This is a genomic window from Chloroflexota bacterium (assembly GCA_014360805.1).
Lineage (GTDB): Bacteria > Chloroflexota > Anaerolineae > DTLA01 > DTLA01 > DTLA01.
In genome coordinates, this window is sequence record JACIWU010000012.1 from 1 (window position 1) to 12422 (window position 12422).

Below are 12422 nucleotides of genomic sequence, written 5' to 3' on the forward strand. Positions count from 1 at the left end.
GTCGCAGGTCTGGCAGGTATGGAAACTTGCCCCACGCAAAGCAAACTCGCGTTCCCTATTCGCGTGGATTGGCGTGATTCGCGGTTACAGGGGCAGGGGGCCGGTATGGAGACCCGCCCTGCGCCCTTGCCCCGGAACCGAATTGCGTCTCCGCGCCGCGCATGCTTGACCCGCCTGCTTGTTATGCTATAATGCGTGGGCGGGGGAACGTCCCTCCGCGCAAACGGCGGCTGCGAGCAATCACGCGACTCTGGCGTCGCTTTCGGGGAGGTTTGCGGATGGCAAAGATACGTCTCCTGGGGACGGCGGCCCTTCTGGTGGCGCTTCTGGGCGTCGGTTCGTCGGGCACGGCTGCGCTGAGCGGTGTGGGGGTGTGGACGACCACAGGCCCCTTCGGCGCGCAGGTGCAGGCCCTGTGGGTCGCCCCGACCTTTGCGTCGGACGCGATTGTGCTGGCCGGAACGTGGGAGGCCGGCGTGTTCCGCTCCACCAACCGGGGCCAGACGTGGGAACCCGGTAGCCTCACCGACCACTCCATCGTCGCGCTGGCCGCGCCGCCTAACTTCGCCGTGAGTTCCCTGGTCTTCGCCGGCGCCACGGACGGGTTCTTCATCTCCGCCAACAAGGGCCGCACGTGGAGCGCGGCCAACGCGGGCCTTGGCGCGGCCCCCCGAATCCAAGCCATTGCCGCGACGCCCACCTTCGCCGCCGACAACACCGTGTTCGTGGGAACCTTTGCCGCTGGCGTGTTCAAGTCCGTGAACGGCGGCATGGCCTGGGATCCATCCGGCGTCGGCCTGACCAGCCTCAGCGTCCAGGCGCTGGCCGTCTCCCCCGACTACGCCCAGGACCGCACGGTCTTCGCGGGCACCTTCTCGGGCGGTGTGTTCGTGTCGCGCGACGGTGGGGATTCGTGGGTCGCCGCCAACGTCGGCCTGGCGTTGGGCGAGGATGTGCGCGCGCTGGCCGTGTCCCCTGCCTTTGCGGACGACAGAACCCTCTTCGCCGGTACGTTCAACCATGGCGTCTTCCGCTCCACCGATGGCGGCGCCACGTGGCATGAGCGCAACGGCAATCTCCCCGCCGCCGGTCTTCAGGTGTTGGCCCTTGCCCTCTCGCCGAATTTCGCGGCAGACCAGACCCTGTTCCTCGGCTCTCCGGGCGGCGTGTTCAAGTCCACCGACGGCGGCGCCACCTGGGAGGACGCGAACCAGGGCCTCATCCCCTTCGTGCCCGTGCGCGCCATCGCGCTGTCGCCCAACTTCGCTGCCGATGGCCGCCTGTACGTCGGCACCGACAAAGGCGGCGTCTGGATGTCCACCGACGCAGGCGCAACTTGGCAGCCTGTGAACGAGTTACTCACCGGCCTGGGCACCGCAAACTTCGTGCAAGCCTCGCCCGAGTTCGCCACCGACCGACTGGTGTTCGTGGGAACCGCTGGTGGCGGCATCTACAAGTCCACGGACAGAGGCGTTACGTGGGAGCGGCTCATCAACACACCCCCGACCCCCGCTGCCATGGCCATCTCGCCCGAATTCCGCGAGGACCGCGTAATCTATGCGGGGTCGCTCGGCAGCGGCGTGTACAAATCAACGGATGCGGGTCGCACGTGGGCACGCGTGAACTCGGGCCTCGGCTCGCTGCGGGTAAGCGCGCTCGCCATCTCGCCCTACTTCGGCGTGGACCGCACGCTTTACGCCGGCACCGATGGGGGCGGCGTGTACAAGACCACCGACGGCGGCAACCAGTGGAAGGCCGTGAATACCGGCCTGGAAAGCACCCGCATCATGGACCTCGCCATATCGCCGTTCTACTTCAGCGACAGCACGGTATTTGCCGCCACGTATGACAACGGCGTGTTTGTTACGACGAACGCCGGCGGCTCGTGGAGCCCCGCCAATCGGGGGCTTATCAGCCTGCGGGTGAACGCGCTCGCCATCTCGCCCCAGTTCAACACCGACAAGACGATGTACGCGGGCAGCAGTTGGGGCGGCATATTCCGCTCCACCGACGGTGGGCAGACCTGGGCGCAGTTCAACAACGGCCTCCCTGGAACCTACGTGGTAACCGTCTGCGCGCTGGAGATGTCCCCGACGTTCCTCACCGACCAGACCCTGTTTGCGGGCACGTGTTCCGACGGCGTGTACATGTCGCGCGACGCGGGCCAGTCGTGGACGGCCCTCAACGACGGCCTGTGGAACGAGCGGGTGCGCTCGCTGTCCTTTGGCGCCACGGCGGAGGGATTCCTCTTCGCCGGCACCACGGGCGGCATGGCCTGGGCGCGGGAGTTGGGCGGCGCGGCGGAACGCACCCACTTCCTGTATCTGCCGCTCGCCTTCCGGGACTACGCGCCATAGCGACGGGTGCCTCCTCATCCCGCGCGCTCTTCCCGCCCGCCTGCGGTGTGAAACATGATTCTCACACAAAGACACCAAGGCACAAAGGGTTTTCTTTGTGTCTCCGTGCCTTTGTGTGAGATAGTTTCTCTCACACAAAGGTTTTCTTTGCGCCTTCGCGTTTTTGTGTGAGAAAACCCTCGCCTTGTACAACCGCAGCGGCGTGGCTATAATACTCCCAACTCGGCGAGGAGGGTTGCCGTGGACGGGAGACAATTCGCGGTGGGCGCCATCGTGTTCGCCCTCATCTGCTGGCTGACGTTGGCGGCGCTGGTTACGGGGTTCTCGCCCGAAGAGCCGCTCATCTACCTTTTCTACGGCCTTCTGGCGCTCGGCGTGAGCAGCACCCTGATGCCCCTCGTGTACTTCCTGCACCTCCGCTTCGGCGATGCCAGGGAGAACCCCCGCTGGTTTCGCTACATCCGTCAGAGCCTGTGGATCGGCGTGCTGGCAGCCTTCTACCTGTGGCTCAACAGCCTGCGCGCGCTGAGTGCGCCCGCGCTCCTGCTGGGCGTTTGCATCGTCGCGCTGGTGGAACTGGTCATTCTGCGCCCATCCAGGACGGAGGGATAACATGGCCGACAAGAGCGCACCGGAAGAACGTTTGCGCCGACTTCCCAGCGTGGACCGCCTGCTCCAGACGCCGGAAGGACAGGAGTGGGCCGCGGCGTTCGGCCACGACCTGGCCGCCGAAGCCATACGCGAGGCCGTGGGCGAAGCGCGCAGCCGCGTGCTGGCGGGGGAGGATGTGCCCTCCCTGGCCGATGTCCTGACGTTGGCGCAGGCGCGGCTAGAAGCCCTGGTTACGCCGACGCTGCGGCGCGCCATCAATGCCACGGGCGTCATCATCCACACGAACCTGGGCCGCGCACCGTTGAGCCAGGCCGCGCGCGAGGCGATGGAACTGGCGGCGCGAGGGTACACGAACCTGGAGTTTGACCTGGAGGCCGGCGTGCGCGGCTCTCGGTACGTCCATGCCGTCAACCTGCTCAAACGGCTGACCGGAGCCGAAGACGCGCTGGTGGTCAACAATAACGCCGGCGCAGTGCTGCTGGCGCTGAGCACGCTGGCCGCGGGGCGGGAGGTGGTCATCTCGCGCGGCCAACTGGTGGAAATCGGCGGGGGCTTCCGCATCCCCGACGTGATGCGGCAGAGCGGCGCGCGCCTGATGGAGGTCGGCACCACCAACCGCACCGCGCTGAAGGACTACGCGGCAGCCATCTCGGCGGAGACGGTCTTGCTCCTTCGCGTCCACACCAGCAACTTCCGCATCATCGGGTTCACGCACCAGCCCGGCCTGGACGAACTGGTGGAATTGGCGCGCAGCCGCGGCTTGCTCGTCATGGATGACCTGGGCAGCGGCACATTGCTGGACACAGCCCAATTCGGCCTGGCGCACGAGCCGATGGTGCAGGAGAGCCTCGCGGCGGGGGCGGATGTGGTAACCTTTAGCGGCGACAAACTGCTGGGAGGGCCGCAGGCGGGCTACATCGTCGGCAGGAGAGAACTCGTCGCCCGTATGCGGACGCACCCCCTCACCCGCGCCTTGCGCGTGGACAAGGTGGCCATCGCCGGCATTGAGGCCACCCTGCGGCACTACCTGCTGGGCGAGGCCACCCGCGAGATTCCCGTCTGGCGCATGATCTCAACGCCTGCCGACGCGCTCCGCAAACGGGCGCGCGCCTGGGCGCGGCGACTGGCAACCGCCGGCGTGGAGGCTGCCGTAATCCCCGGACAGTCCACCGTCGGGGGCGGCTCCCTCCCCGGCGAGACGCTCCCCACGTGGCTGCTGGCCCTGACGGTGCCCTCGCCCGATGCGTTCGCGCGCGCGCTCCGCATGGGCAGGCCTGCCATCGTGCCGCGCATTGAGGAAGACCGCCTGCTGTTTGACCCGCGCACCGTGCTGCCCGACGAGGATGCGGCACTGCTGAAGGGCATTCTCGCGGCGGCTGGCGTCGCTTAGCGCGGCGGGGCTAGCGCTTTGCCAACCCGTCCAGCCACGCGCGGATGTCGGGGGCGTCGGCGAAATCGGCGCCCAGCGTGATCGTCTTGCCGCTGTGGGACACGACTTCGCCCGCCTCGTTGATACGGAGAATCAACTGGCCGATCCACTCGCCCTGATACCCCGCCTGGACGATCACCGTGCCGTGGGTGGCGTCGCGGAACGGTTCGGGCATCAGGACGCCCGGATTGCCCCCCACAATGGCGGCGATGCCAGGCACACTCGCGGCCAGTTCCCGGTCCTGTTGGAAGCCCAGGTTGGAGCAGACGATGAAGATGTCGGCCTGGCCCTGCAATTCCGACATCACCCGCCGCACGGCCTCTACCGGGTCGGCGACGAACACCGCCCCTCTGCCTTCGGGCGGGAGGAACGCCAGCACGTTCTTGCTGGTAACCCCGATGACGGCGACGCGGTGCCCCGCCATCTCCTTGATGACGTAGGGGCGCGCGAACAATGTGCTGGCGCTGCCCACGTACACGTTGGCCGACAGCACGGCGAAAGCCGCCTCGCCCATGCGCGCCTTGAGCACCTCAAGCCCCCAGCGGAAGTCCTGGTCTCCCAGGGTCATGGCGTCGTACCCCAGGCGGTTCATGGCCTCAATCATCACCGCGCCTTTGGTGGAGGATGTCAGCCACTGATCCGTGGTGAGCGCGTTGCCGGCGTCCAGCAGCAGGACGTGCGGGTACTGCTCCCGCATCTGACGGATGAAGGTGGCCCGACGGGCCAACCCGCCCTTTGGCGGCCTTCAGCCGCACGGCTCGGTGAAGCCGCGAACGTCGTTGGTGTGCAGGATGACGAGGTCAAACGCCTGGGGCGAAGGGGCCGACGTGGGCGTGGGGGTGGGCGGCGTGGACTCGCCCCCGCAGCCCGACAGCACCAGGACTGCAACAGCAAAGAGCGCAAGGATGCGAAGTGGTGTTCTATGCAAGTTGGCTTTCCCCCTCGCCAGGATTTTGTGCGTCCAACTATACGCCAGCGGGGCGCGGATGTCAACCTTGTTGAATTCGCGCAACGATTGTGTTATAATGGGGCGGGCTGCAGGGTAGGCAGAGTGAAACAATCTTGCGAAAAGGGAGGGGGCCATGCAAGCCGCTCCGGCACTCGCTATTCGGAACAAGATACTGGGGGCGCTCCTGAAGCACGCGCGCCTTCGCGCCGGCAGGCTTCCCGATGAATACGCGCAGGTGTTCGGCTGCACCGAGGCTGACATCCTCCGCTGGGAGAGCGGCGAGACGCCCATCACGCTGTCCCAACTGGAGGTCTGGGCTCACTTGAGCGGCGTGCCCCTCTCGTTCTTCTGGAACGACCACGCGCTGCCCCAACGACGAGAGGTTGAGGAGCCGGTGCAGCCCATCATGCAGATTCGCCGCAAGATGGTGGGTGTCCTGCTGCGCCAGTCCCGCCTGATTGCGGCGCGCTCGCTGGAAGACCTGGCGCAGGAAATCGGCGTAACGCCGGAGTATCTGGAGGCGTGCGAGGCGGGCACGAAGGAACTGTCGGTGGCCCAATTGGAACTCGCCGCCGAGGCGTGTGGCGTGCCCATCGCCCAGTTCTTTGACGAGGACCTGTTCGCGCCCAGCGAGGAGGAACGCCGAATGCGCGACCTGCACCGCCTGGACGAACTTCCGCCCGACCTGCGCGAGTTCGTGCTCAAGCCGTCCAACGCGCTGTACCTGAAGATCGCCAAGCAGATCAGCGCCCTTTCCGCCGACACCCTGCGCGAAATCGCCGAGACGCTGTTGGACATCACGCTGTGAACGCCTCGTCTGCGGCCCATCCATGCGCTCCCAGGAGACATTGTTCGTGAAGCAGGGGACGAATCCAGCCCACGCAAAGCCGTCTGGCCCGCCGGTGGCCGAGGTAGTCGCGCACCTGGTTGCGAAGGACTTCCGCGCGGCTCTCGGCGCGGTGGCGCAACAGGTGGTCGCATACACCGAGGCGCGGGCGGTCTCGCTGGCCTGCGTGGGGGAAGGGGAGGCGCGGGCGCGCGCGGGAACCTGGCCCGACGACGCCACGCCCAAGGTGGATTCGTGGGAGCGGGCGCTGGCCGCGCAGGCGAGGCGGGGCGCGACAACGCTGCCGGAAGGCCCGCTGCCCATCAGCATGGCGCGGGGCGCGGACTGGGTCCTATGCGCGGCGCCGCTCGTCGCGGGCCAACAGGTCGCGGGCCTACTGTCGTTGTGCGTCGCGCCGGGCGACGAGGTGCGGGCGGCCCAACGCTTGCGCGACATGGCCCCGTGGCTGGGCGGCGTGCTGCACCTGGCCCAGGCGCGGGAGACCGCACACCTGCAGGTGGCCGCGCTCGGCACCATCCTCCGCCAGGCCCAGGCGTGGACGGCGGAACCCGACACCCGTGCGGCCCTGCGCGCGGCGCTTCAAGTCCTGGCGACGCTCTTCGGCGCGCAGGGTGGCCTGATCGCGGCCCTGGACGACGAGGCGGGCGTGCTGCATTGTCTGGGGGCGTACATCCCCAACGAAGCGTTGGACTGGACGGGCGCGCGCCTCAGGCCCGCTGGCATGTTGCACCACGCCTGCGTTTCGGGGGAGACCGTCGTCTGCAACGAGCCGGACAAAGACCCGCGCTACGCGCCGGATGTGGAAGGCGCGCTGGTGGCGTCGCTTCGGTCGCTGGTGGCCGTGCCGATACGCACGCCAGGAGGGCGGCGCGGCGTGCTCGCCATCTTCAACCGCATGGGCACGTCGGGGTTCCGCCCCGCCGACGCCAGCCTGATCGCGGGCGTGGCCGCCCTTGTGTCGGCGATTCTGGAGACCGCGTGGCTGCGCCAGGCGGTGGACGAGACGCGGGAGCAATGGGGGGCGCTCCCCCGCTCCATCCGCACGGAGATTGCAGGGACGCTGCACCAGGGCCCGATCCAGGTGCTGGCCGCGGTCGCCATGGGGCTGGACCACGTGGAGCATCTCCTGGCGGCCCAGCCCGACGCCGCCAGCGAGGAGATCAAGTCGCTCAAGGCGTTGACCCGCGAGGCCACCCGCGAGGCGCGCCTCCTCCTGTTTGAACTGCACCCCACGCTGCTGGAGACCGAGGGACTGGCCGGCACCCTGTCCGCGTACATCCAGCAGTTGCCCGAGGAAAGCGTCCGCATCCGCCTTGATGCTAGCGGCCTCGCCGGCGAGATTCCGTTGCCGGTGTCCGAGGCGGCATTCCACGCGGCCGCGCAGGGCATCCGTCACGCCCGACTGCATGGCCAGGCCACGGAGATTGGGTTGACGCTGGCCGCCGATGACGAGGCGCTCACGCTCACGCTTGAGGACAACGGCAAGCCCCATGGCGAACGCCGCTGCACGCGAGGCGAAGTGGGAATCGGATGCGTGGCCGCCATCGGCGAGCAACTCACGCCGCTGGGGGGCACCCTGGACCTGCGGGAAGCCTCCGCCGGACAAGGGCCGACGGTGCAGATTCGCATCCCGCTAGGGGCGCGGCAGGCGTAAAACAAAGAGCGGGCCTGCTCTCGCAAGCCCGCTCGCAACTCCCCACACGTGGCGCTACTTGGACTCTGCTGCCTTCGCCGCCTGGATGATCTGCTGCGCGATGTGCGAGGGGACTTCCTCGTAGTGCGAGAACTCCATGGTGTACACGCCGCGCCCCTGGGTGATGGAGCGCAGGGTGGTGGCATAGTGGAGCATCTCGGCCAGTGGGACCTGCGCCGTTACGACGCTGCGCCCGTGGGACTGTTCCATGCCCTGCACGCGCGCCCGTCGGGTGTTCAGGTCGCCCAGCACGTCGCCCATGTACTGCTCGGGAATGGTGATGACCACCTGCATGATGGGTTCCAGCAGCACCGGGCCGGCTTCCTCCATCGCCTTCTTGAACCCCAGGTTCGCGGCGATCTTGAACGCCATTTCCGACGAGTCCACCGGATGGTACGAGCCGTCGTAGAGCGCGACGCGCACGTCCACCACCGGATAGCCTGCCAGGATGCCCTTGGTCATTGTCTCGCGCACGCCCTTTTCCACCGCCGGGATGTACTGGCGCGGCACGGCCCCGCCGAACACCTCATCCACGAACTCAAATCCAGCGCCGCGCGGTAGGGGCTCCAGCCGCAGCCACACATCGCCAAACTGCCCGTGGCCGCCCGTCTGCTTCTTGTGGCGTCCCTGGGCGCTGGCCGTCCGGGTGATCGTTTCGCGGTAGGGAACCTTGGGCGTGCCCACGGTGATCTCCACGCCGAACTTCTGCTGGAGTTTGCGGGCCGCGATGTCCACATGGGACTCGCCCATGCCCGACAGAATCGTCTCGTTGGTTTCGGCGTCGCGGGTAACTTCCAGGGTGGGATCTTCTTCCACCAACCGCGTCAGAGCCGTGCTCATCTTGTCCAGGTCGGCCTTGGTCTTGGGCGAGATGGCCGCCGAGAAGATGGGCTTCGGGTAGGTTACCGGATCCAGCACCAGGGGCCGGCCCTTGTCGCACAGGGTGTCCCCGGTGATGGTGCTGCTCAACTTGGCCACGCCGCCGATTTCGCCCGCGCGCAACTGCTTGACGGGGGTCTGCTCCTTGCCGCGGATAAGGAACAACTGGCCGATGCGCTCCTCGCTCTGGGAGCGGGAGTTGAACGCGCGGGAGTCCGACTCCAGAATGCCTGAGTACACGCGCAGGTAGGTGAGTCGCCCCACGAAGGGGTCTGCCGTCGTTTTGAACGCCAGCGCGGCCAGAGGCCCGTTGTCGGTGGCTGCCAGGGTTTCGGTCTCGCCGGTGGCAGAGTTCTTGGCGAGAATCTCGCCCCCTTCGGCTGGCGAGGGCAGCAGGGCGACGATGGCGCTGAGCAGCGGCTGGATGCCGATGTTGGCCAGGGACGCGCCGCACAGGACGGGGACGATCTTGCCGCCCTTGACGCCCAACCGTAGCCCTCGGTAGATTTCGTCCTCGGTGAGTTCTTCGCCGTCCAGGTATTTCATGATGAGTTCGTCATCGCCCTCGGCGGCGACTTCTATCAGTTGCGTCCGCGCCTCTTCCACCTGGCTCGCCATGTCGGCGGGGATGGGGCTTTTTTCGGCCTTGGGGCCCAGATACGCCGTGCGCGACACCAGGTCCACCACGCCCTTGAAGGTGGCCTGGCTGCCGATGGGCAACTGCATGATGGCAGGCCGCACGCCGAAAATCTCGGCCAGGCTGGCGACCGCCTTCTGGAAGTCGGCGTTTTCGCGGTCCATCTTGTTGACGAAGACGAGGCGGGGCAACTTGTAGTCATTGGCGTGCTGCCAGACCAGTTCCGTGCCGACCTCCACGCCGGCGACGGCATCCAGCAGCACGACAGCCCCCTCCACGACCCGCACGGCGCTGCGCACTTCGCCCACGAAGTCCGTGTACCCCGGGGTGTCCAGAATCGTGATGCGGCAATCCCCCCACTCCAGTGGAAGGATAGAGGTGTTGACCGAGATCTTCCTCCGCTGCTCTTCGGGGTCAAAGTCCGATGTGGTGTTCCCGTCGTCCACCTTACCGAGGCGCGAGATGGCACCTGCGTCAAAGAGCATGACCTCGGACAGTGTGGTCTTCCCGCTGTTGCCATGTCCCAGCAAGGCAACATTGCGCAACTTGCTGATGTCGTAACCGGCCATGAATCCTCCTCGTCTAGGACGTTCCGTCCAGGTGTATTCGCTTCATCAAACATGAATGGCGGGCCTGGGGATTCCTCCACGCAGGCCCACATGTACGGTTATTCTATCTGAATCAGGCGGTTGTGTCAAAGCCGCCCCGCCCGCGTAAGCGCCATGTCAAAACCTGCCCCTGCCCCCGCCGGCTACGGCAAGCCGCCCTACCAACCTTGCGCGAGAATCATGTTTCACACAGAGGCACAAAGGGTTTTCTTTGTGTCCTTCGTGTCTTTGTGTGAGAATAATCTTTCACACGGAGGCACAAAGGGTTTTCTTTGTGTCCTTCGTGTCTTTGTGTGAGAATAATCTTTCACACGGAGGCATAAAGACACAAAGGGTTTTCTTTGTGCCTCTGTGCGATGCTCCTTTCCCACGAAGGCGCGCATCGCGGGGGCATTGACGCCGCGCGCAGGTGGCGCTATAATAGATGTAAGGAGGGACGCGATGGCGAACCTGTTTGACTCCCTAGAGGTGCGAGGCGTCCGGCTGCGGAACCGCATCGTCATGCCGCCCATCGCCACGGAACGCGCCACCCCGCGGGGCGAGGTTACCGACTGGCATTTGGCGCACTACGAAGCCATCGCCACCGACGGGCCGGGGCTGCTCATCGTGGAGCACACGTACATCCGCCGCGACGGTCGCGTGTCGGACCGCCAGTTGGGCATCCATGACGACGCGCTGATTCCGGGCCTGGCTCGGCTGGCGCAAACCATCAAGGCGGCGGGCGCAGCGGCCTGCTTGCAGATCACCCACGCCGGCGCGCGCACGACCCGCGACCTCATCGGCGCGCAGCCTATCAGCGCCTGGACTCTCCCCGTCCCCGGAGATCCAGAGGCGCCAAGGGCGCTTCGGCGGGAGGAGATTCAGCAACTGGCCCGCGACTACGCCGAAGCCGCGCGGCGCGCCCAGGCGGCCGGGTTTGACGCCGTGGAGATTCACGGCGCTCATGGCTACTTGCTGGGGCAGTTCGTCTCGCCCGTTACCAACCGCCGCACCGATGACTACGGCGGGCCGCTGGAAAACCGCTTGCGCTTCCCCTGCGAGGTCATCCGCGCCGTGCGGGAAGCCGTCGGGCGCGACCTGCTGGTGCTGTACCGATTCGGGGCCGACGACCTCACCCCGGGCGGCATCACCGCCGATGACGCCGAACGCATCGCGCCGATCCTGGCCGGGGCCGGGGTGGACATCCTGGACGTTTCGGGCGGGCTTGGGGGATCGGGCCGCGACCGATTCACCGAGCAGGGCTACTTCGTGCTTCTGGCGGCGAGGGTGCGGCGCGCCGCCGGAATTCCAACCATTGGCGTGGGCAACGTGCGCGATCCGGAGTACGCCGACCGGGTGATACGGGATGGCTTGGTGGACCTCATCGCCGTGGGACGGGCGCAACTGGCCGATCCCGACTGGGTGGCGAAGGCTCGGCGGCTGCTGGCGTCGCGCGAGTAAGGCATCGGAGGCGCTAGATGGCACAGGCGGAGCGGCGAATCTCCTACGCCCGGGCGGTGTGCGAAACCCTGCGCCGGGCCGATGGCCCGCTGCCCTTCGCCGATGTCCTCGCCGCCGTCGCGCAGATGCCCGTGCGCCCCGTTCGGGACACCGCCCGCACCGTGCGCAACACGCTCCGCAACAGTCCGCTCGTGGTTCCCGTGGACGACAACCGCTACGCCTGGGCCCTGTGGTTCATCAAGGGCGCGACGGTTCGCCATGTCCTGTCGCAAAAGGAGTTGGACGAAGGCTCCCTGCGGCTCGGGCCGGATGCCTGTTTCGTGCTGTTCCCGTTCCTGTACGCGCCACGCCACGCCGCCTCGCGCCCCTGCCATCTGTACTTAGAGCAGGGGCCGCTCTTCTCGCAGCCCATCCTGTGGTTTGACGAGGGCGCGGCGGGGATTGCCCCGTCCCATGCGCTGGCGGATTGGTTCAGCGCGATGGGCTGCCGCCCTGGCGATAGTTTGCTCTTTGAGGTAACCGACGGCGAGGAAGGCATCTACCACGTGTTCCTGGAGCCGGCTGAAAGCCGAGATGTGGAGCGGACGGCGAAGCGAAACGCGCAGGTGGCCCAGGCGGTGCAGCAGGCCCTGGCGCGCAAGCGCAGGCCCTGCCCCCTGTTCCGGCTCATGCCCGCTCTCGTGGCGAGGGGAATCTACCACGACCCGTACCCCCCGATGCCGCTGGAGCACATCGTGCGAGATACGCCCGCGTGCGCGCTGGAATCCGGGAAGGTGCGCCTGATTCCCAACGCGCCTGCGGCCGATTATCTCCCCGGCCTGTCGCCGCCGGAGCGGGAACCGACGCGCCGTGCCGCGCCGAGGGGGTTCTGGCAGCGCCTCTTCGGCCGGCGTCGGTAGGGAATGCATGGTCCGTTCAGTCGCACGCTGGGGTGCGAGCAGGATACAACAAGGCGACCCCACAAGGTCGCT

Annotated in this window: 10 protein-coding genes; 7 read left to right on the plus strand and 3 right to left on the minus strand. The window is 67.1% G+C overall.

Features of this window, described 5'->3' with window-relative positions; genetic code table 11:
• Positions 1–278: 278 nt before the first annotated feature.
• The 3 genes from H5T65_03380 (at position 279) to H5T65_03390 (ending at position 4359) form a co-directional block, all read left to right on the plus strand.
• Positions 279–2357 (plus strand): hypothetical protein, encoded by a 2079-nt coding sequence (locus H5T65_03380; protein ID MBC7258266.1) that lies wholly within the window; start codon positions 279–281, stop codon positions 2355–2357.
• A 240-nt stretch (positions 2358–2597) separates the two neighbouring features.
• Positions 2598–2969 carry a hypothetical protein gene (locus tag H5T65_03385; GenBank protein ID MBC7258267.1) on the plus strand — a complete coding sequence of 124 codons (372 nt, stop codon included), beginning with the start codon at positions 2598–2600 and terminating at the stop codon, positions 2967–2969.
• A 1-nt stretch (position 2970) separates the two neighbouring features.
• Positions 2971–4359 (plus strand): L-seryl-tRNA(Sec) selenium transferase, encoded by a 1389-nt coding sequence (locus tag H5T65_03390; protein ID MBC7258268.1) that lies wholly within the window; start codon positions 2971–2973, stop codon positions 4357–4359.
• A 10-nt stretch (positions 4360–4369) separates the two neighbouring features.
• Here the strand turns inward: H5T65_03390 and H5T65_03395 are convergent, their stop codons facing one another.
• Complete coding sequence (locus H5T65_03395; GenBank protein MBC7258269.1) at positions 4370–5095, minus strand: hypothetical protein; 726 nt, start codon at positions 5093–5095, stop codon at positions 4370–4372.
• 48 nt (positions 5096–5143) lie between these two features.
• On the minus strand, positions 5144–5326 hold the full coding sequence (locus tag H5T65_03400; protein ID MBC7258270.1) for a hypothetical protein: 183 nt from the start codon (positions 5324–5326) through the stop codon (positions 5144–5146).
• Positions 5327–5480: 154 nt separating this feature from the next.
• On the opposite strand from H5T65_03400, the gene H5T65_03405 reads away from it, so the two are divergent.
• Complete coding sequence (locus H5T65_03405) at positions 5481–6155, plus strand: helix-turn-helix transcriptional regulator (protein ID MBC7258271.1); 675 nt, start codon at positions 5481–5483, stop codon at positions 6153–6155.
• Between the two features lie 46 nt (positions 6156–6201).
• Entirely contained in the window at positions 6202–7848 is a 1647-nt protein-coding gene (locus tag H5T65_03410; GenBank protein ID MBC7258272.1) for a GAF domain-containing protein, read from the plus strand.
• A 54-nt stretch (positions 7849–7902) separates the two neighbouring features.
• Here H5T65_03410 and fusA read toward each other — a convergent pair whose 3' ends face one another.
• Entirely contained in the window at positions 7903–9972 is a 2070-nt protein-coding gene (gene fusA / locus H5T65_03415; GenBank protein MBC7258273.1) for an elongation factor G, read from the minus strand.
• A gap of 480 nt (positions 9973–10452) precedes the next feature.
• Here fusA and H5T65_03420 point away from each other — a divergent pair, with 480 nt between their 5' ends.
• Both H5T65_03420 and H5T65_03425 read left to right on the plus strand, forming a co-directional pair.
• A complete protein-coding gene (locus tag H5T65_03420; GenBank protein MBC7258274.1) occupies positions 10453–11451 on the plus strand; it encodes an NADH:flavin oxidoreductase in 999 nt (332 codons plus the stop codon).
• Positions 11452–11468: 17 nt separating this feature from the next.
• The gene (locus H5T65_03425) at positions 11469–12350 is read left to right on the plus strand and encodes a hypothetical protein (GenBank protein MBC7258275.1); all 882 of its coding nucleotides are present in this window, start codon (positions 11469–11471) and stop codon (positions 12348–12350) included.
• Positions 12351–12422 lie beyond the last annotated feature (72 nt).

Coding starts and splice junctions, on each gene's coding strand:
- H5T65_03380 (MBC7258266.1), top strand. CDS start 279: ATGGCAAAGATACGTCTCCTGGGGACGGCGGCCCTTCTGGTGGCGCTT.
- H5T65_03390 (MBC7258268.1), top strand. CDS start 2,971: ATGGCCGACAAGAGCGCACCGGAAGAACGTTTGCGCCGACTTCCCAGC.
- H5T65_03395 (MBC7258269.1), bottom strand. CDS start 5,095: ATGCGGGAGCAGTACCCGCACGTCCTGCTGCTGGACGCCGGCAACGCG.
- H5T65_03405 (MBC7258271.1), top strand. CDS start 5,481: ATGCAAGCCGCTCCGGCACTCGCTATTCGGAACAAGATACTGGGGGCG.
- fusA (MBC7258273.1), bottom strand. CDS start 9,972: ATGGCCGGTTACGACATCAGCAAGTTGCGCAATGTTGCCTTGCTGGGA.
- H5T65_03420 (MBC7258274.1), top strand. CDS start 10,453: ATGGCGAACCTGTTTGACTCCCTAGAGGTGCGAGGCGTCCGGCTGCGG.
- H5T65_03425 (MBC7258275.1), top strand. CDS start 11,469: ATGGCACAGGCGGAGCGGCGAATCTCCTACGCCCGGGCGGTGTGCGAA.